Source organism: Capnocytophaga sp. oral taxon 863 str. F0517 (assembly GCF_000466425.1).
Classification (GTDB): domain Bacteria; phylum Bacteroidota; class Bacteroidia; order Flavobacteriales; family Flavobacteriaceae; genus Capnocytophaga.
This window is the reverse complement of sequence record NZ_KE992182.1, coordinates 1-22,619: the sequence shown is the minus strand read 5'-3', so window position 1 is coordinate 22,619 and position 22,619 is coordinate 1. Positions and strand designations below refer to the sequence as shown.

The 22,619-nt window shown below is 46.2% G+C and carries 8 protein-coding genes; 4 read left to right on the top strand and 4 right to left on the bottom strand.

The window, feature by feature from the left end:
• Positions 1-176 precede the first annotated feature (176 nt).
• The 3 genes from HMPREF1551_RS12655 to HMPREF1551_RS12645 all read right to left on the bottom strand — a co-directional run bounded on the left by HMPREF1551_RS12655 (position 177) and on the right by HMPREF1551_RS12645 (position 15,117).
• Complete coding sequence (locus HMPREF1551_RS12655) at positions 177-12,344, bottom strand: gliding motility-associated C-terminal domain-containing protein (RefSeq protein WP_021629574.1); 12,168 nt, start codon at positions 12,342-12,344, stop codon at positions 177-179.
• A 574-nt stretch (positions 12,345-12,918) separates the two neighbouring features.
• The gene (locus HMPREF1551_RS12650; RefSeq protein WP_021629573.1) at positions 12,919-13,896 is read right to left on the bottom strand and encodes a pyruvate dehydrogenase complex E1 component subunit beta; all 978 of its coding nucleotides are present in this window, start codon (positions 13,894-13,896) and stop codon (positions 12,919-12,921) included.
• A 93-nt stretch (positions 13,897-13,989) separates the two neighbouring features.
• Positions 13,990-15,117, bottom strand: coding sequence for a DegT/DnrJ/EryC1/StrS family aminotransferase (locus HMPREF1551_RS12645; RefSeq protein WP_021629572.1), 1,128 nt, complete (start codon positions 15,115-15,117; stop codon positions 13,990-13,992).
• A 254-nt stretch (positions 15,118-15,371) separates the two neighbouring features.
• Here HMPREF1551_RS12645 and HMPREF1551_RS12640 point away from each other — a divergent pair, with 254 nt between their 5' ends.
• From HMPREF1551_RS12640 to HMPREF1551_RS12625, 4 genes are all read left to right on the top strand, one after another.
• Positions 15,372-18,044, top strand: coding sequence for a TonB-dependent receptor plug domain-containing protein (locus tag HMPREF1551_RS12640; protein ID WP_021629571.1), 2,673 nt, complete (start codon positions 15,372-15,374; stop codon positions 18,042-18,044).
• A gap of 45 nt (positions 18,045-18,089) precedes the next feature.
• Positions 18,090-19,421, top strand: a complete 1,332-nt coding sequence (locus tag HMPREF1551_RS12635; protein WP_021629570.1) for a DUF4876 domain-containing protein — start codon at positions 18,090-18,092, stop codon at positions 19,419-19,421.
• A 61-nt stretch (positions 19,422-19,482) separates the two neighbouring features.
• Positions 19,483-21,021, top strand: a complete 1,539-nt coding sequence (locus HMPREF1551_RS12630; RefSeq protein WP_231374990.1) for a DUF6850 family outer membrane beta-barrel protein — start codon at positions 19,483-19,485, stop codon at positions 21,019-21,021.
• Between the two features lie 19 nt (positions 21,022-21,040).
• Positions 21,041-22,177 (top strand): cytochrome-c peroxidase, encoded by a 1,137-nt coding sequence (locus HMPREF1551_RS12625; protein ID WP_034544729.1) that lies wholly within the window; start codon positions 21,041-21,043, stop codon positions 22,175-22,177.
• Positions 22,178-22,242: 65 nt separating this feature from the next.
• Here the strand turns inward: HMPREF1551_RS12625 and HMPREF1551_RS12620 are convergent.
• Positions 22,243-22,619: gliding motility-associated C-terminal domain-containing protein (locus HMPREF1551_RS12620; protein ID WP_021629566.1), on the bottom strand; the 377-nt coding region annotated here is incomplete at its 5' end.

The following is a 22,619-nucleotide window of genomic DNA, read 5'->3' as shown; positions in this document are numbered from 1 at the left end:
AAGATAATAAAACAGAAAGAGACTATCCGAAAGGATGGTCTTTTTTTTGGCTCATAACCTTTTATAATAGTGACTAATGACAAGTGACGAGTGACTATCCCTGTATGGGATTGGGTCACTCGTCACTTTATTTGTCGTTAGTCACTAATCATTAGTCACTAATCGTTGGTTATTTATCACTTAACATAGAGCCATCCTGACTTCTGTAGGCTTTCGCCTTTGGCCTTGTACTCTAAGATATAGAAGTAAGTACCTTGTGGTAGCTTGCTGTCTTTGCTTAGGGTAGCACGTCCTTCGGAGATACCTCGGAATGGTTCCTCATTGGTATAATTGTCCTTATCGAACACCAACACCCCATAGCGGTTGTATATCTTGAGGTTATTATCAGGATAGTACTGTATATTCTTGATGATAAAGGCGTTGTTCGGACTTCCTTCGTCGGTTGAGATCGCATTATAGAACTCAAGAGTTATATCATTTTCAACCTTCACCATTACAGTTACTTCCTTCTCTATGCCATAGGCATTGGATTTTATCTTATACCTGATGGGGTAGGTACCCGATGGCGTTCCTTGTGGGATTACCAATCGTCCTTGGTCATCGAAAGTAACATTCTCGGAGATACCTGGCTGATCGGTGATAGTCAAGGTCACATCTGCAGGGGTAAGAGGCTGTCCTTCTAAGGTATCGCCATCCAAGACACTCTTAGTTACTCCTGGCGACTGGTTGGTCATTACTGGAGGATTGGTGAAGTCCTTATCACTAACTGAGAAGTTAGGGGTGATCTTCACTTTGTCCTCGCCGGTGATCCAGTCAGCATCGGAGGTACTTTCCTTAGGACGGATCTTATACTTGACGGTATATTCTCCTATAGGAGCTCCAGGCTTCACGACGATCTTACCAGTGGCAGGATCGAGGCTAATCTTACCGTCAGGAGCTGGTCCTGAAGGATCCACATTGCTTATCTCTATTTCCTCTATCTGTACCGTTTCGGGAGTAGCTCGCTCGTTGGAGGCTACGTTGTCGTTGCCCAATACACTCTGTTCGGATACCTTATCAGGTTGTCCTTCGAGCGGACGTTCTACAGAAATATTATCTTCTCCTGCGATCACATCCGTTACTCGGATGCGCACCTTGGCGATAGCACTCATTCTATCCTTATGAACTTCGTAGTAGAGTTCATAATTACCTACTGCAATACCTGGTTTTACAGTAATAAATCCATCTGTTCCAAGAACAATATTGTTGGTCACTTCGGCTATATTAGGCTCTGTTCTTAGCTTTTGTACCGTAATACCTTCTTTGCCTCTGAGGCCTACTTCTGTACCCAACTTATCGTTGTCCAAGACATTTATCGTAGAGGTGCCTCCTGCGGTTCCTACCTTATATTCAGGGTCATCCACCGCTTCAAGGTCTTGGTTCGGATTGACCTTCACAACAATCTGTTTCGACTGACAAGTAGGAGGCGTTTGCCTATCGCAGACCTGTATTTGGAAAGGATAATCACCAGCAGGCACATTGCCTGGGACAGTAATTTCTCCTGTATTAGGATTGATAGAAGGCACTGGCGAACCTGCTGGAGGGGTTACCGTGAGCGTTACCTCGCCTGCCTGAGGTCTTCTACCATTGACTCTCACATTATCCAAGATGTTTCCTGCAGGAGTAGGGTCATCAGATGGCCTTACTGGGATGCGATCGTCGGATAGTTCCACTTTGTTCTTCACCACTATAGTAACCGTCGCAGGAGCACTCACAGGACTGGGACGTCCCTTAGGCTGGATGGTATAGGTCACTGTATAGGTACCTCCCTGTACATCGGCGGCTATTTTTACCTTACCAGTCACGGTATCCAAGAACACCTTATCCGGATCAGAAGCGGCGGTCTGTACAATATCCACTTGTGTGGTAGTAGGGCCATTGGTACCATCAAAAGCATCGTTGGAGAGGACATTCACCTCACGACGATTGTTATCCTTCACCGTAGTGGCTGTCGCTGACCACTGCACCGTATAATTATCGTCATTGGCAGCGATATCTTCTTCCAAGACCACGACCTTGACAGTTGCCGTTTGGCAGTTGGTCGTATTCTTCTGACATACCTTATAGGTGATGGTATGCTCACCAGGAGCCGCATTGGCAGGTACCTTGATCTTACCATTTTCTACGGTTGCACCACTGCCATCGGCATCCTCTATCTCAAGGGTCACCGTATCGGTTGTGACAGGGTCACCATTTAGGGTATCGTTGGAGAGGACATCTACCTCACCTCCTACTTTAGTTACCCGAGCGGTATTGTCCGGATTGAGGACAAGCTCGCCTAAGCTGGTAATCTTCTGTGTCTTGGTTTGGCAATTGTCTGTTTGCCCTTTTTCACATACCTTATAGGTAATGGTATGTTCCCCTGGGGTAACCCTCGCAGGGATACGAATCTTACCATCGGAATCTATCGTAGCTCCCGTTCCGTCAGGATTGGTAATAGTGATATCCACGTTGGAGGTATTGGCTGCTCCTCCATTGACACGGTCATTGGTTAGCACATCCACGGTACCTCCTGTGTGAGGGATGGTTGCCGGATCATCGTCATTGAGCTGGATACGCGCAGGGATGGATACCTTCACCGTCTTGGTCTGGCAATTAGTCGTATTCTTCTGACACACCTTATAGGTAATGGTATGCTCACCAGGGGTGACATCATCGCCAGGGGCCGGTACTTTGATCTTGCCATTGTCTATCGTAGCATGGGTACCATCGGCATCAGTAATTTCGATGCTTACCGTATCGGTTGTGACAGGGGTTCCACTTAGGATATCATTGCTTAGGACATCCACTTGACCTCCAGTCTTAGGGATACGAGCCGTATCATCGTCATTGAGAACAAGCTCGCCTAAGCTGGTAATCTTGAGTGTCTTGGTTTGGCAATTGTCTGTTTGCCCTTTTTCACATACCTTATAAGTAATGGTATGTTCCCCTGGGGATACTCCTTCAGGAATACGGATCTTGCCATCAGGATCTATATCAGCTCCTGTATTACCATCGTTGGTAATGGCGATATCCACATTACCACGATTGGCAGATCCTCCATTGACAGTATCGTTGGCCAACACATCCACAGCACCTCCTATATGAGGGATGGTTGCTGGGGCATCATCGGTTAGGGTGATGTTGGCAGGAACAGAAATCTTCACCTCTGCGGTTTGGCACTGAGAAGTTTGTCCTTTTTCACATACCTTATAGGTAATAGTATGCTCACCAGGAGCTACGTTATTAGGTATTATGATCTTGCCATCAGGGCCTATGGTGGCTCCGATACCTCTGTCATTATCGATAGTGATTTCCACATTATCGGTGGTAGCGGGCACCCCATTAAGGGTATCGTTGCCCAATACAGCTACCTCTCCACCTGTCTTAGGTACCCGAGCGGTATTATCGGGATTGAGCTGTAGATTGGAAGGGGTTACCTCTATCGTTGTGGTGATATCTTGGCAGGTCTGTGATTGCGGACTTGGGTGGTCACATAGCTTATAGACAATGGTATAAGTACCTGGAGCTGTACCCTGGGGCACCAATACCTTACCATTTGGCTCAATGGTTGGCGCCTGGGTACCTCCCGCTTGTGGGGAGGCAGGGGTTACGATTGTTATAGGAACCAAGTCTGCACTTTGGGCTGGAGTACCATTGAGCTTCACCTTATCTATCACATTGCCTATTTCAGCAGGGGTCGTTCCGGTAGCTGCTTTTCCACGGAAGACAGGCGTTTCCACCTCTATCCTATTGGTCACCGCTACAAAGACATGGCCTACTGGGGAGGCTGTGTTTCCTCTTTCCTTGATACGATAGCTAATATTGTATTCTCCAGCTGGGGTATTGGCGGGGATGAGTACCCGACCGGTGGTCACATCTACCTTGATATTGGAAGGATCCGGAAGGGCTTCTATCTCTACTATATCGGTATCCAAGAAGCCTGTACGAGTACCTAAGACATCATTATCCAACACATTGACAATCGCATTGCCACTGTCTCTAAGCTCGGTAGGTACGCTGCTCTTCTGTACCTTGTAAGGGACATCGGGAGAGCTGCTTTGTCGGTCGTCCTTCGCTTCTATATCATTAGGTGCTACATTTATAGTTACCGTCTGTCGCTTACAAGTACGTGCCTCTATATTTACCTGGTCACAAATCTCATAAGTAATAGGGTACGAACCTATCGGAGTTCCCTTAGGCACGAGTATCTTACCGGTTGTTGTATCTATATAAGGTACCGCAGGGCTTTGAGGAGTAGGAAGCGCAGGGGTAACTACGTTAATGGTAACTTCCCCAGCATTGGGTCGTTGGCCATTGATGGTCGTTGGTTCCAGTACATCACCTATTTCCCTTGGCGTATTATCTACCGCAGGCTTGGCGGGACTTAGGGTAGGGACTCCTACCACCATATTGTTCTTCACGGCTATGGTAACGGTGGCTTCATCCGTCTCGTTACCCAAGTTTATCTTATCCAAGAGCTTGTACTTAAATCTGTGCAAGCCTGCTGGTGTGTTGGCTGCCACGGTGACCTTACCACTATTATCGGTAGAGAGGTAGGGCGAAGTAGCTGTAGTTAGGATGGTTACTTGGTTGGTATTGAGTCCTACCATATCCCCAAGCTTGTCGTTGTCCAAGATGTTCGCTGCATTCGTACCATCCTTCTTCACTACTGTAGCGGTATTGGAAACCGTTACTGGAAGGAAAGTGTTGTCCTGACTATCATCATTCGCCTTGAATTCTTCTAAACCTATACGTACAACCGCTCGAACATCCTTGCAAAGCTGCGGTGTTGCTTGATCACAAAGCATATAAGAAAGCCAATAAGTACGATCAGGCGTATCTTTAGTGGTCTTGATCTCTCCTGTTGTCTCATCTATAGTGAGTGAAGCAGGAACCCCATAGGAAGGAATGTTCGTTATTGTGAGCTGGCCTGGAGCGGTCTGTAGCACTCCATTGTACTTCACCTGCCCTAAGGTAAAGATATTACCTATTACCTTAGTACTATTATCAGTAGGCTTCTTACTGCTCACCTCATAATGAGAAAGCCCTTCCAGCTTATTGTCAGTATCCACCACTACTTTTACAGTAGCAGCCTGAGAGAGGTTGTCGGTACCTTTTTCCTTAATCTTATAGGTCAAAGTATGTTCCCCTATACTCGCATTGGCTCCTACAGTGATGTAGCCTGTGTTTCTATCAATATGAACTTGACCATCTCCTGTCACCTCTACTATTTCCACCTGGGATGGGGTCACTGAGAGCCCTGCCAAGGTATCGTTGTCCAAGACACTCACTGGAGCTCCATCACCTATAATACGAGCTTCTGTGGCAGAGAAAGGTACTGTATAAACAGCATTGGTATAGTCATCTTCTTGGGCTTCGATCGTATTTTTGTCCACCACTACGGCAAGGGTTTGTGTCTTACAATGCTGGGCTTCACCCTGAGCGGCATCACATACTTGGTAGGTAAGGTTATAGGTACCATCGGGCACTGCTGGTGGGAGGATGACCTTACCGGTAAGCGGATCTATATAAGGTACGGCTGCTCCTGCTCTCTTAGGTGTGGCTGGAGTAGGTACTGTGATCATTACCTTGTCGAGCGTAGGTTGCTCGTCATTGATCTTCACCCCATTGAGTATATTGCCCAATTCCTTATCTCTACCTCGGGTAGAAGGGGTATTGGATGCTGGGATGGTGATTGGATTCACCTCTAAGTTGTTCTTGACTACGACCTTCACCTCCACTTCGTTGGAAGCAGTAGTTTGGCCTTGTTCGGTCAGCGTATATCGGAGGGTGTATACTCCTGCTGTAGTACCAGCAGCTACCTTGACAGTCGCTGTAGCTGGATCTATCGTAACTTTTTCTTCGTTATGGGTAGCGGTAAGGCTCACCTGTGCGAGCGTGGGGGCTACCCCATCAAGCTTATCGTTGGCCAAGAGGTTGAGGTTCGCACCATCCTTCTGTACCACTTGCTCGGTAGTGGCATAGCGGATTTCTGTATTGGAGAGGTCGGCCTCCGCCAAGAGAATACCCGCAGTTACCTTCACGGTTGCGGTGATTTCCCCACTGCAACTTTGTGGATTGGCCTTATCGCATACCTTATATTTAATAGTATAGTCACCCGCTGGCGTTCCTTGTGGGATAAGCACCTTGCCAGTGGCAGGATCTATCTTAGGCACTACGGAAGAGCCTGGACGTGGAGTGGCTGGGACAATATCCCTTATTACCACCTCGGTGATCGCTGGTACAGCAGGGTTGCCTGGGATACGTACAGGGGTCAGTGCATTACCTGCCTCGGTAGGGATGGCCGTCTTGGAAGGTTGGCCACTATAGGTTGGAGTACGCTCAAGCAGGCTTACCTCACTTGTAACCACCACGGTGATGGTCGCCTCATTAGAAAGGTTTTCAGTACCTTTTTCCTTGAGCTTGTACTTGAGCTGGTAAGTACCCGCAGCAGTACCCGCTGCCACTTTCACCTCTGCTGTGGTTCTATTGATACTTAGGCCGGTTAGGGTATTGGTAGGCTGTATCTCTACCTGTGCCAAAGTAGGGGCTGCACTGCCCAAGAGATCATTGGCCAAGATATTCAGTGCGGCACCTCCCACTCGTACATATTGATCGACTGTGGTGCTGCGTATAAGGACATCGTTGCTATCATCATTGGTAGCTACCAAGTTATTATCGGTTACCGTAAGAGTAAGGGTATGCGTCTTACAGATAGCGGCATGAGCGGCATCGCATACGGTATACCTTATAGGATAGGTATTAGCAGCGAGGGTGCCTCCTGGGATCTGAATCTTGCCATCAGGAGTTAGGGTAGCTCCTGTACCTGCTGGATCAGTAAGGGTCACCACCACATTGGTCGGATGTTGTGCCAATCCTCCATTGATACGGTCGTTTGCAAGGACATTGATAGTGCCTCCCGTATTGCGGGCTATGGTAGCGGTATCGTCCTGAGTATTGAGATGTACCAGCTTAATAGCCTTGGTAGCGGTCACCTTGCCACCGAAAAGGTCAGTAGTGGTAAAGGTTACCTCTATTTGATCTGTATTACAGAGGTTGCCAGGGCGTACAGCTGCAAAGTTGTTAGTGAGGCTCACTTCTCCACAAGGAGTGGAGGCCTGTGCGGTTGCCAACCAAGCATTCACTTGAGTATCAATATTAGTATCCTCACAGTTCAGCGCTAAGTCGGTAGCTGGCAATGTAATCACAGGGCGTTGGTCTCCTATAGCTACCTTGTAAGTCACCTGAGTACGAGGTGATTCGCATCCTGTGGCATTCACCTGACTTACATAATAGGTATAGGTAGTTGGCTGGGTCACTTGTCGCTGTACTTGTGGTGCAGCAGCTAAGGCGGTACCCCCTGCAAAGGCCTCATACCACTTGAGGGTATGTCCTGCCGCTGGGGTCACCAAGCCCGAGAGGTCGAAGGTTGTAGGCGCCTGGGTCGGACAAGCCACCTGAGTGTTGTCCACCACGGGTACAGCTACTGTATTAACCGTTAGCTGAGCCACACGAGAATATTGTTCTACATCGGCACCGCAAGTATCGCCATAGCTAAAGCGTACGCGGTAGTAGCGCTGGTGATCCGCTGCCTTGATATCATTAAGGGTCAGGGTCGCTGTACCCCCTGTCGCAGGAATGGTACCACTTACTCCCGAAGCAGCCACCGCAGTTGTCCAACTGCTTTCGAGCATAGGTGTCTCGGACTGTTGCCAAACATAGCTTAGGTCACCTGTGGTAGCTCCTGTAAGCTGTGCCGTAGCCGAGAGGGTCTCACCCGCCTGGCCGACACAAGCACTAAGGGCTTGGGGCTGCGCTGAGATATCAATCGCAGCGGGGCGCAACGATAGTGGACAAAGCTCTACGGTATAGCCATAAAGGCTTCTTCCTATATTATTGCGTACCTTCAATACAAGCTCTGTAAAGGGCTTTGAGGAAGTAACCAATACAGCCCCTTGGGTGAATTCCAGCATTTGTGGAACCCATGCTCTCTCTCCGTCTTCATCAAATGTCAGGCCCCAATTATTTCTATTTTCACAATTAGTAATAGAAGTAGTTAAGGTACCTCCGCAATTTACTGAAATTTTCACTCCATCTCCATCCGCTGGGTCTCTTATCATTCCTGATTCCCACACCTGTACCTGAGTAATGGGTTTGTCAAAGGTATAAATAATCTTTTGAGCCGCACGTCCTTCTTCTCTCTTATTCATAGCCGGATGACCATATAATACAGGATTATAGCAAAATCCATTTAGAGGATCATTCATTACAGGTACAAACTCATAACGCTCGGTTCCTATGATGCGACGGGTTACCTCTATGCCATTCATGGTTGCTTTGGCAAGGGCTTGGGTAGGGAACTGAGGGGTCGGGTGTTGGCTACAAGTAGCCCCGGCCGCGGCAGCCGCTGTGGTGGTCACCTCCGCCTTGTAGTGGATGCCTGTGAGGTCGCATAGGCCAGCCTTCTCCAACTTAGTAACATCCAAAACTACCGCATGGCTTACCCCTGTCTTGGTTACGGTAGCCACTCCCATAGCATTGAGGGTCAACTCTTCGGGCGCTCCCCCATCAAAGGTATAGGTAGCTTTTGCCCCCGGAGTACCCTTGATGGTATAGGTAAGGGTATTAGCTCCTGGATTCAAGATGGTGGGCGATACTCCTATATAGGTAAGGGTAGGCTTGTTCTTCAGTGTCACCCTGATCTCCTGGCGGGTTATACTTTCACAACCATCGGCATTGGTCGCTGCCACATAGTAAGACTTGGTTTCCAAGAGTGTCTCTGCCGAAAGTGGATTGCCTCCGGTGGCGGCATCATACCATACATAGTTATTGGCAGCTATATCGGAGAGCTTCTTGCCTTCCCCCACGCAGAACTCTTGTGGAGTGGTTAGTGTAGGGGGCGCCACCGCAGCGCTAAGGGTGATGGTCACTTGGGTACGCGGACTCTCACAACCATTCTCCACCTGGGAGATATAGTAGGTACGAGCCGTTAGCACATCAGTAGCAGCCAAAGCCGTACCTCCCATAGCAGCGGTGGTATACCATTTTAAGTTATTATAACCGGAGAATACTTCCGATACCTTAGTGCCTGTACAGACCCTTTGATTGGTGAGAATCGGTGCCATGGTAGGATTGGTTATCTCTACCGTCTCGGTAATCTCATCGGACTGGGTTACTAAGATATCATCGATAACGAAGTCATTACTTCCTTCTGAATTATTAGTATTAGTAAAGCGTAATTCCAATTCAGTGGCCTCTCCTGGATTAAAGGTATGAGTTACCTCCGTCCAGTCGTTATCATGAGCACGATTTTTTATTTCTTCTACTTTGACAGAAGCCGGAATCTCCGCTCCACTGGCTTTGTCTACAAAGACTGTACGTATATTGGCATTATAAGGATGATTATCTGGATTCAGGTTATAGCCATAGTACCTTAAGGTAACGGCCTTGTTCTTGGCTACCTTTAGAGTCTTTTTATAGAAAACCTGATTAGCATTAGCCCCATGGTTAATCGCCAAATAGCGTCCCTGGGCACCCAAGCCCGTATGGTCTTGAGGACTTATCCATCCCCAATTTTGGTTTTTAGTCAGGTTCTGCTTATTCGCTACTTGATAATGCCCTTCTGGTAAGATATCGGCCGGATAACCGATCAGGTGGTCTCGCCCTACAAAAGGTGGTGGTACCACATCGGTCGGCAGCAAATAAGGCTCTCCTGAGCGGAAGTCTTCCTTAAAGATAATATTAGGATTACCTTTTTTATAGGTAAGGGTATGAGTACCTATCGATACATTATTAAAAGTACCGGAGGACTGGAAGGTACCCCCGTCCAAGCTATAGGTATAGCCTGCGGGTAGCCCTGTGATCTCTATCTTACCGCTTTGGGTGGTACAGTCGTAAGTACCACTGAGCTTCACAGAGGAAGCTGGGACATTCACCGTTACAGGAAGTGTATTAGCACAGTTGGCCACAGGTTGGCTTACCCTTATATTATCCACAGCTACATCATTCCCTCCACCAGGTAACATACGCACTACGAAGAAAAGCTCGGTATGGCTTCCTGTATAACCAGTAACCTTCATAGGGTGCCAGTCATCACGACTGGTACATCTAGGTATATTAAACTGATAAGAGGTGAACAAAGGAGCGGTGCCCGCATCGGCATCTGCTTCAGTAGCAAATACCTGAAGCTGCATAGGCATTACCCAATTTGCCCCAAGTCCACCTGTATTATTATGAGCAATAGTGTTGTATACATAAGCAGAAAAATTCACTTGTGTATGAGGACGTACTGTTGCTTTTCGTTTGTAGATTACCGCCCGAGGATTGTCTACTACAGAATTATAACAGAGTACCCGTCCATTCGGATCACCATCCTTATCATTAGGATAGCGCCAATAATGAGGAGGATCCAACAAAGCATTTGTATAATCAATCACTCCTGGTCTACTTACACTGGCTACAGTATAGCAGGCATCTAAACCAAAATCACTGGTACGAGCTGCACCACTCCCATTATTGAGATACTGCTTGCCAGAGCCATCCAAGGGGGCAAAGTACACATTTGGATTGGCATAAGGACTACTAACTCCTTTAGCTGCTCCACCTTCATATTTACCAAAATCATCATAGAAGATAAGCTCTTCTTCCAAAGAAGGAGCAGTATAATTCACCTGTACCGTGTTAGCCCCCTCTGGCATGTTACGGATAAAGAAAGAATTGGAGGTCTCCCCATTATAGGTATAGCTATATTGGTAAGTAGGTTGGTTGTTCAGCAGATATACATTAGCCGCTGTAGCAGTAGGCTCTATCTGAGGGGTAAAGGTAGGGGTAGCAGGCTTGGCAGGAACGGTAATGGTCTTGGTAAGTACATTACTGCCTTGCTTGATACGTACGGTATGATTGCCTGCGGTAAGCCAGCCCTTGTTAGAGGTCTGCCAACCGGTACCAAAGTCGAATTGGTAGCCGGTACCTTCTACCTTAGCGGTTACCTCTGCCTTATCAGCATTAACACCTGTACCACAGCCAATAAGTTGGGTGAGTTGTAGGTCGGCTACAAGAGAAGAAGGCGTAAGAGGGGCAGTTGCTCTAAGAGTTTGGCTCTGACTAATCACTTGGGTACAAGCTCCTATTTTGACCTCTGTTACCTTCAGATAGGTATCGTCGGTAACGGTCTTGCTTTCGCTATAGTGTCCGCTAGCATTGAGGGTAGCCGTCTTGGCGGTTCCATCTACCTCATAACGGATTTCAGCATTAGGGGTACCTTGTATCGTATAGGTTACATTGGTTGGCGTACCTCGGTTGAAGGAAGTAGGGCTGAGTGTCACGGAGGTGATCTCTGCCTGATTGATCTTCAGGTCTACCTCCTGAGAATAAGCAGTAGCCGTTCCGGTAAACTTCGTTGGGTAAGTATAGGTATAGGCCACCCTTACCTTAGCATCGTGATAAGTGGCTGCAGAAAGTTGGGACGGGGTAAAGGTCTTCTCCCCTAAATTCGTCCCTGAATAGCGCATTCCTGGTACATTCTCCCAAGTACTGGAACCATTCTTTTTCACTTGAAGCTGGTAGGTCTCGATACCTCCGGTATAAGCTGAGTCTATTCCTAACTTCCCTTTGAAGACAGGAGTAGTACCTACACATACCTGTTGGCTCTGTAATACATTATATACAACTATATTAGCTACCCTTCGCAAATCCGGGCACAGCTCCATGAAGAAACCCGACTGATCGGTCGCCGATACTCGTATGGTCAGCTCCGTAAAGGGCTTATTTCCAGTAATTTTGATAGCCGCATCGGTAATCTTCATATCGTTCCCTGCTTGTGCTCCATTGGGCAGCAAGCTCACGATATTATTACAATCATAAGTCTTGCTTAGGGTAAAGCCCGCTCCTGCATTGGTCGCAAAGACCACCTGGTCGAGTTTCCCTCCAGGGTTACTCCCTCCGAAACCTATAAGGTAGATTTCGGCACTAGCCACCGGTTGGTCAAAAGTATACTTGACCGAAGTCGCTCCTTGTACCGGAGTACCGGTACTATTAGCCCCTAGATCATTCCCCATAAAGACCATTCCAGCCGGAGAGTTAGGTTGGTCACTACAATATTTGACCTTTCCTGCGGAGCTAAAAACCTGCGTACCATATATGGTACGAGTTACGTTCAAATTATTAATGCGCTTCTCTGTCACTCCGGCACCGCCGAAACCCTCAGAAGGCATACTCCCACAGCCTGGACTTTGCCCATAGGCTACAGAAGAAAATACAAGAGCCCAGGCGCACCATATTAGGTGCCCCCAGACTTTTTGCCATTGTTGGATACTTTTTATCATCTTAGAATCTCTTAGGATTTTCAAGTGCGCAAAATTAAACTATTTTTTTCTTAAAGTCAAGCCCCTAAAATGGATTTTATCAAAAGTTATTAACAACAATGGTCAATGGTTAATGATCAATGATCAATGGTTAATGGCGCAAATCAATAGTTAAAAGAATAAAGATGCGGGTATATAAACAAGTTGCAAATAACTCATTATTAATATTTTCCATTTACATCCCCCTAGCCCCCCTCAAGGGGGGAATAGGACACCGCTGAACTATCATGCTGATATTCAGCATATTTAAGTGTGATTGTTCAATATTCTACTTGATACCACTCTGTGATTCCCCCCTTGAGGGGGGCTAGGGGGATGTAGAAAAAAATATTCTGAATATCAATGGATTACTGTGTAAAGTGTATTATTTTAACTATTGATTCGCATTAGTAGTCAATGACTAATGGCGCAAATCAATAGTTAAAAGAATAAAGGCATAGGTATCAAATAAAAAGATAAAAAGTAAAAGGTAAAACTTTTACTTTTTATCTTTTTATTAGTCACTAATGGTTAGTCACTCGTCACTAATCGTTCACTATTTATAGAGTACTTTCTTCACGGCATTGATCACATCCTGAGCGTTGGGCAACCACTCTTGTAGGAGGGCTGGAGAGTAAGGCGCAGGAGTATCGGCAGTGGTGATACGTTGGATAGGCGCATCTAAGTAGTCGAAGATATGTTCTTGTACTTGGTAAGTGATTTCAGAAGATACAGAACCAAAAGGCCAAGCTTCTTCGAGGATCACCAAGCGATTGGTTTTCTTCACTGAAGTAAAGATAGCTTCCCAGTCCATAGGGCGAACAGTACGAATATCGATGATCTCACACTCTATCCCTTCTTTGGCAAGAGTTTCAGCAGCTGCAAGAGCTTCTTTGATAATCTTTCCGAAAGAAACGATAGTTACATCCTTACCAGCACGCTTGATATCGGCTACTCCTAGTGGAATGGTGTATTCCTCTTCAGGTACTTCGCCTTTGTCGCCATACATCTGTTCAGATTCCATAAAGATAACTGGATCGTTGTCACGGATAGCTGATTTGAGCAATCCCTTGGCATCGTAAGGAGTAGAAGGTACTACCACCTTAAGACCTGGACAGTTGGCAAACCAGTTCTCAAAAGCCTGAGAGTGGGTTGCTCCCAATTGCCCTGCTGAGGCAGTAGGTCCACGGAATACGATTGGAATATTGATCTGTCCACCGGACATTTGGCGCATCTTAGCCGCATTGGAGATAATCTGGTCCATGGCCACCAAAGAGAAGTTGAAGGTCATAAACTCAATGATAGGACGGCAGCCATTCATAGCCGAACCCACTCCAATACCAGAGAATCCACTCTCTGCAATAGGAGTATCTATAATACGCTTAGGACCAAACTCGTCCAGCATGCCTTTGGAAGCCTTGTAAGCACCGTTGTACTCGGCTACTTCCTCTCCCATTAGGTAAATAGAGGGATCACGACGCATCTCCTCACTCATCGCCTCACATACGGCTTCTCTGAATTGTATTGTTCTCATTTATTTTAGTTTTTAGTTGTTAGTGATCGTGCTGGGTAATTAGTCACTTTTCACTTTTACTTAATCAGTTGCAAAATTACGTATTTTTTTATTTTACACAAAATCAACTATCAACTTTGTGATAAAATTGATTTGTTCTTCGTCCAACTCAGTGTGCATAGGTAGCGATAATACCTCCTGTACTAACTGATTCGTAACAGGGAAGTCTACTTCCTTATAGCGAGGATCTAAATAGGCTTTCTGCTGGTGGAGCGGTATCGGGTAGTAAATCCCAAAAGGTACCCCCTGTGCGGCTAAGTGCTCGGCCAAGGCATCGCGCTTGCCATTGGTGATACGGATGGTATATTGGTGGAACACATGGGCGGTGTCCCCTTCGGGTATCTCTGGGGTGATGATATGTGGATTAACGGCCAGCCTCTGGGAATACATACGAGCGAAGCTGCGGCGCTTCTTATTATAGGTATCCAAGTGAGGGAGCTTGGCACGCAGTACGCAAGCCTGTAGGGAGTCCAAACGCGAATTGACCCCTACTACATCGTGGTGGTAGCGAACATACATCCCGTGGTTGACAATCCCACGTAGGGTATGTGCCAGTGCATCATCATTGGTAAAGATCGCTCCCCCATCGCCATAACAACCCAAGTTCTTGGACGGAAAGAAACTCGTGGCACCCACCTGAGCGATAGTGCCCAGCTTTTGCTTATGGCCATCACTCCAAGTATAATCAGCCCCTATCCCTTGGGCATTATCCTCTATGACAAAAAGGTTATGCTCCTTGGCCAGCTGCATAATCGCCTCCATATTCGCCGGACGACCGTAGAGATGTACCGGTACGATAGCCTTGGTCTTAGGGGTAATAGCCCTCTTGATTGCCTCTATATCTATATTAAAGGTATCCGCCTCTACATCTACCAACACAGGGGTCAATCCCAAAAGAGCGATCACCTCCACCGTAGCGGCAAAGGTAAAGTCGGCCGTGATTACCTCATCACCAGGCTTAAGGCCTAAGCCCATCATCGCTATTTGCAGTGCATCGGTACCATTGGCACAAGGAATCACATGTTTTACCTGTAAGTACTGTTCCAATTCCTTTTGGAAAGCCTGCACCTGAGGTCCATTGATAAAGGATGCGGAAGAAAGCACCTCCTCAAAGGACTGCTGTATCTGCACTTTCAAAGGCTCATATTGCCCTTGCAAATCCACCATTTGAATTTTCTTCATGGTCTTGCTTGTTTTTCGCCCGCAAAGATACGAAATAATGATTAATGATTAATGATTAATGATTAATTTTTTTATCTAATATATTTTAACTATTGATCCCTACCTTATTATATACCATTAAAGAAAATCATTCAACTAGACCATTTTTTAACTACTAACCTCTAATACCTCTTTCTTTAACTCTTAAAACAAAGTTAAACTAAAAACTTAGACCGAATTAAAATAATATCTTTGCCCACCGAAAACTATAATAGATGAAATATCTGATTTTTAGCTTCTTAAGTCTCTTTTCTGCTACTTTGTACAGCCAACAGCAGCTTGTATCCGGGCTCGTCCAAGACGAGCGAAAGGAACCGCTTCTGGGCGTGAGTGTAGTAGATAAAAACTCTAAAAAATGGGCTATTACCGACGAAAATGGGAAGTTTTCCCTCCCTTTTCAAAAAGAATATGAATTGGAGATTCAGTTCTTAGGAATGGAAAAACGCATAATCAAGGGAAGCGACCCCTCCCTTGTCATCACCCTAAAAGAGGAATCCCTAACCCTAAAAGAGGTAGTGGTAACGGCCGATAAAGTCAAGGACAAAACCAGTTCGGCTATCACGCTCGACAAATATGCCATCTCCCAATTCCAATCCTTCTCCCTCTCCGATGTGCTCCAGCAGCTCCCCGGCCAGGCAATCAAGAATATTGCCTTGGAATCCCCCAAGGACATCCAATTGCGGACGGCTATTTCTTCCCAAAATAATGCTTTCGGAGTGGGCTTTATCATGGACGACATGTATATCTCCAATGATGAGAATATGCAATCCTATGCCTTTACCCAAAAAGGAGGAAACAACAAAGCGGCTTTCTCGCATATCAATAGCTCTATTGACTTGCGTAGCATCCCTTCCTCTAATATAGAAAAGGTGGAGGTCATCAGTGGTATAGCCGATGCCAAATACGGCAATGCTACCTCTGGACTTATTATTGTAGAGCGCAAAGCGGGGGTCTCTCCCCTACAACTCTCCGCCTCTATGGTGGGGGGAGGTAACAGTCTTAGTGCGATAAAGGGCTTCAGACTACCTGGGAACTGGGGGAACCTAAGCCTCTCCTTGGATTACCTGAACTCCAACAGTGACCCTCGCAACGACCTAATGTCCTTCAACCGTATCACTGCCACTGGAATATGGAGTACCTTCAGCCCTTCCCAACGCCTGAAAAATACGCTGACCCTCTCGGCCAGAAGTAACTTAGATGGTAGCAAACAGAACAAAGAATTGGAAGAGGCCTTCCGCAACGGCTCTTCCAAAAAAGAATATGGTTATACGATAAGCAATCGCACCACCCTACAGCTCCAAAGCCCTTGGATTGATCAGCTGACCAGCTCCCTGAGCTTCGCCCATACCCGTACCGACTCTACCAAGGAATACTATGTCAATGGAATTGGCAATGTAGTCCCCTTAGCCGACCGTACCTCCTTCCATCAGGGTGCCTATACCCCTGTCTCCTATATGTCCCGAGAACGTACCATAGGCGAACCCATCAATGGCTCCCTAAGCCTGACCGCTTCCAAAGACCTCTTCCATCATAACTTCCGACATCTATTATCAGCAGGAACAGGCCTGACTTATAGTGATAATATAGGCGAGGGAAAGATCTTTGATTCCGCTTCAGCCTCTACCCTCACCACACTAAGCCCTAACCGAGGAGGTACCGATAGCCAGCAGGGGGTACGCCCACTGAACTTTAACCGCTATGTGATCGCCAACAAGCTCTTCCACTTCTATGTACAGGACAATATTACCTATACCTTCAATGATCGAAAATCCTTAGCTGCCAATATTGGGCTAAGATATGAAAACCAAAATGGCTTTTCCTCCCTCAGTCCACGTGTCAATACCGCCCTGACCCTCTCCCCTACCCTGAAATTCAGAGCAGGAGCGGGGCTGGCAACCAAGGCGCCTTCCCTGCAAAACCGCTTCCCTGGCAATGTCTTTTTTGATATCTTAGTCAAAGACCTTCGCACACGCGACTATGCCGTCAATTATATACAAACCTATGTCATAGAACGCCCCGAAGTGGCCCTCAAGCCGGCTAAAGCATGGAAATATGAAGCAGGAGCAGACCTTACACTGCCTTTTGCACGGCTAAACCTTACCGGTTTTCTCAACTATAACTATGATAGCTTCGAGAATACCCCTTACTTAGGGCTCTATCCGATCCCTGAGCTAAGCTTTACCCCCAATCCGAACCCTTCCCTACCGCCCTCCTATACCATTACCCGCTATAAGGATATGATTTTGGAGTACCAAACCTCGGGAAATACAGGAAAAAGTAAGGATACAGGGGTAGAACTGATGATGCACTTTAACAAAATTGAGGCCATCAATACCCAATTCACCCTATCGGGAAGCTATACCTATTCGGAGTCCGATAGTACGCTACCCAATCAGGTAGCCAATACCAACTTAGCCGACACCGAACACCGATATATCCTATACCCCAGAGACCTTATCAGTGCTGATAAGCTTAGCCTACGCCTAACGGCTACCTACCACCTTTCTTTCATAGGACTGCTGACGTCCCTTACTATAGAACAATTTACCTTTAGCACTCAGTTTGCTTCCGTTAAGGAACGCTATCCCTTAGGCTATCTCAATGGACAGTTGCAACACATCCCTATCCCTGAGAGCGAGCGAAGCAGCAGCCGTTACCAAGCGCTCCATAGGGTGATAGGTACTGCCGGACAAGATAGGCGTACTCCCATATATCATAATTTCCATTTGCGTATAACCAAGGAGTTACAAAATGGACTCTCTCTGTCCTTCTATATCAACAATGTAGCCAATTACCACCCTAAGGTAGTGATTGCAGGCTCTGAAACTCGTATGAACGAAGCTATTTCCTTTGGAGCCACCGCTACTTTCAAGTTTGGAAAGCTATAATTCTAGTGACTAACAACTAAAAACTAAAAACTAAATATACTTTTTATGAAAAGAATTGTTTTACTTTTAGCCTGCGTTGCATTACTCAATGCTTGTCGCAAGGACGATGATGGTTTTGATGGCAAAGGTCAAGGCCAAGAAGTGTCCCGTATCGCCTACACGGTAGAGACTACCTATGGGGACAAATTTAACAACCTCAAAGCCGCTGGTGTAGTGGTAAAGCTCACCGATACCTCCACCGGTCAGCAGTACGAGGCTACTACCTCCGACGAAGGGAAAGCAACCCTACAGCTACTGCCTGGCACCTATAACATTGAGGTCACCAAATCCCTTACCAAAGAACAAAGCAATACCCTTTTTGGCTTTGACAATGAGGCCAATTTCGCTGCCTCCAAACAAGGCCTAACTATCTCCAAAGAAGCTAATGCCATTACCTTCAAAATGAGTACTTCCCGTATGGGCGACCTCGTTATCAAACAGATCTATTATACTGGCTCTGATACAAGAACTGCTGCTAACTACAATGACCAATTCTTTGAGGTACATAACAATTCCTCTGACACCATTTACTTGGATGGTATCTATTTTGCCAAACTGAAGGTATCAACCGATACTAAATCCTACAAAGGCCAAAAAGGCTATGATGCTGAAGGAAAGTATGATTGGAGCCAAACGCAAGGTTTAGAAGGCTTAGGTGAGAAGGCCAATACAGATTATGTATATGCCAAAACTGTCATCGCCTTCCCTGGTAACGGTAAAGAGTATCCTTTAGCTCCTGGTAAGTCCAAAATCGTCGCAATCTCCGCTCGTAATCATAAAGAGCCTTTACCTGGAAAAAGGCCTGTAATAAAACCTGAACTGACCATAGACCTAAGTCGTTCCCACTTTGAGGTATATTTAGATGCAACCCAGTCCTCAAGCGGAAGAACTTTAGACACTGATAACCCTGCGGTTCCCAATATGGTTATACTCCATAAAAGTGGTGGACAAGACTTCCTTTTAGATCCCCATGGTCGAGAAGCCTATATCCTCTTCAGGGACACCCAAGAGAACTTCAATACTTATAGAAAAGTGCCTCTACCCTCTGTAAACTCTGATAATCTCAACAAAGCACCTAAACATGTTCAGATTCCTATAAATAAAATCATTGATGGAGTCAATGCCCAACATGACAATGTAAACAAATCTTTCCCTCACAGCCTACCTGATAGCATAGATGCTGGAGAACTCAAGGCTAATAGCTTCTACTCTTCTGAAGTATTTATCCGTAAGGTGAAAGATACTCGAAATGGTATCACCCGCTATCAGGATACCAACAACTCTTCTAATGACTTCGATAGAAAAGAAAATGTATTTGACCTAAGTGCTTTAGATTAATTATTGTTGTTATTATATGAATGAGTATCCTTTTTGGGTACTCATTCTTTCCATTTTTACTATGAAAAGACTTATTTTTCCCTTATGCGGGCTGTTTTCGGCTACTTTCTATGGGCAAATCGCCCCGGATACTTATATGTTTGAGGAGATGTATGCCCTTTACGAGGCTTCGCCTATCTTTCTTTCGGAGGCACCCGTGGACAACTTTACCTTCAGTACCCTATACCTTCACCACAAGGAAGGAGACCTACACCTCGCCCAAGAAGCTAAAGAACAAACTGACTTTGGCTTGCGCTCCTATGGTTTTTACCAACATAAGCGTATCAACTTCTTTGGAAAGATCAACCTGCAACGTATCTATCAGAAAGACAAAGCTTGGACACTCTCAGAAGAAGAGGTACAGCCCAACGGCCTTATGCCTGACCCGCACTACTTTGCGGTAAGTCGCCCTGCCCCTTGGGTAAACCAGCAGTACCATATCTTCGGGGGAGCAGGGATCCCCATTTACAAACAACTATGGGATATGACCCTCTCTACTCGTATCAATTATGAAGAAAAATTCAGAGAAAACTACGACCCAAGACCTAAAACTAACCATAATGAACTCTATTTTGCTGCACAAACAGCCTTTCGACTGCTTGACAAACACAAAATAGCCCTCTCCGGTGAATATGGATACAACAAAGCCAGCAATAAAATAAAATTCTCTGACCAAGAAGGACAAACCCCCAACAATTTTACCAAATACAACCGCTGGCAACTTGGATTAGGTACCTCCCAACTCCCTCCGAATTCCCATTATAGGCGCAATAATGACTATTATGGCTTTGCCCTTGGTTATCATTTTACCACTGACAAGCACAAACTTTTAGCAGAAGGTAGCTATCGCAATACCCTCACCCATACTTATCGCAATGACAATGATAGCGAGTTTGACGAAGATATTTTAGCCCGTCTCTATGAGGACACTTTTTTAGCTAAAATACATTATATCAATCAGTTAAAAAAAGAACAACTCCTTAGTCTGTCACTTATAGCCTCCGACAAGCAAGCCACTAACCGCCTTATGCAGCGACAGGGGCGCAACTATCGCTCCTATCAAGAGGACATCGCCTTCTCTGCCAACCTATTAAAGCAGCTTGGAGAAACCCACCGAGAGTTGGCCTTAGAGGCTGTCTACCAAGGGGCTTACCAAAAAGATGTAACCGCGAAAACGCTCACGGATCATTCCTCCCTTGCCCTCTCGCTATTTTGGGCAAAGGGCTATGAGCTAGACCACTTTGTACTTCGCCCCTCACTAAAGGCAAGCCTTATCAGCCCATTGTACAACAAGCTCATCAATGAAAATGAAGACTACCACAAGGCTTATAATCCGGACGATTATGCTGCTCGTACCCTGCGCCTCTTCTACCAAGAGGTGATCTATCCCGACTATGCGTATTTTGACAGTACCCGTTACCTGCTCGATTTAGGAATCGATTTGAAAAAACGCCTCTCTAAGGGTACCCAGCTCATCACTAGCCTCCATTCCACCTATCATACTGCCTTCAAAGGAGTAGAACGCTATGGAGCTACTATTTCTATCTCTTTATTAAAATAAAAAACTAACGACAACAACCATGAAAAAAACACTTATCTTATGCCTGCTTACAGGTACTTTTTTCTCCTTTACCCGACTGAAAGAGCACCTATACGAACCCCAATACATCGCCCAGCTCAGAGAAGCCTATAGCAGTGGAGATCCCAACAAATGGGAAGCCCCCCATTTGGACGAAGGCGTCAAGGCTCGTTATATAGAAATTGGCTCCTTGCCTAAAAGCTCTTTCCCTGAGAGTAACCCTTATTCCGAAGCTAAAAAAGAATTGGGCAAGCTCCTTTTCTTTGATCCCCGCCTCTCGAAATCCAAACAAATCTCCTGTGCCAACTGCCACGACCCCGAATTGGGCTGGGCAGACGGACGTAGTCTTTCCTTTGGCCACGATCGCAAAAATGGCGTGAGAAACTCCCCCTCTATATTTAATATGGCCTACCATACCACCTTTTTCTGGGATGGGAGGGCAAGCACATTGGAGTCGCAGGCTATGTTCCCTCTTACCGATCCTGTAGAGATGGCCTCCCATGAGGTGGTAGCCGTAAAGCATATCAAGCGAATCAAGGGCTATCGTCCCTTCTTCAAGGAAGCCTACGCAGACGAAAACATTACCTTATCTCGTATCTTTGATGCCATTGCAACCTATGAGCGTACCATCGTCAGTGGCAAGAGCAAGTTCGACCGCTTTATCTCTGGAGAGAAAGACCTCTTCACCGATGAGGAAGTCTTAGGATTACATCTGTTTCGCACCAAAGCACGCTGTGTAAATTGCCACTTCTCTCCCCTATTCTCTGACCAACAGTTCCATAACTTAGGGATGTCCTACTATGGCCGCAAATATGAAGACTTAGGCCGCTACAAAATCAGCAAAGACAAGGCGGATGTCGGTAGCTTCAAGACAGCCTCCCTCCGTGAGGTAGGTCGTACCGCCCCCTATATGCACAACGGCCTGATAGCTACTTTGGACGAGGTTATCCAAATGTACGATGCAGGTATGCCTCGCCCCAAACCCAGAAAGGATCAGGAAAATGACCCTCTGTTCCCCACTACCGACCCCTTGCTCCAGAAGCTCTCTCTTTCCAAAGAAGAACGGGCTGCCCTCAAGGCTTTTCTACTTACCCTTAGCTCTCCTTTCAAACGTGAGCGCATCCCACAATTACCATAAACTAAAAACTAAAGGGTTATAGCAAAATCCTATAACCCTTTAGTGCAAAAAATCCCCTTATTCCTTTAATTTACATAGAGAAATCCTTTCTTTAGCTCTCTTTCTCCATGATGGGTGTAGTACATGATATAGAAGTACGTACCTGAAGGGAGGCGTTGGCCACTACCTATTACGTTACTTACATTGGCATAACCATGGAATAGGTCTCCACTTTCCTGATAATGAGTACTTTGATAGACTATTAAGCCCATCTGGTTAAAGATAAGCAGCTCTATAGAGGTATTAGGATCGGTATTTTCTACTTTAAAATAGTTTTCCCCATCTATAGAAACAGCATTATAGACTACTAACTCCGGCTCTTCCCACTTAGAAGTAGGAGGGGTAGGTTCCGGTGTAGGTACTGGAGCTGGTTCCGGCTTGGGGGCAGGTTTTGGCTCCGGTG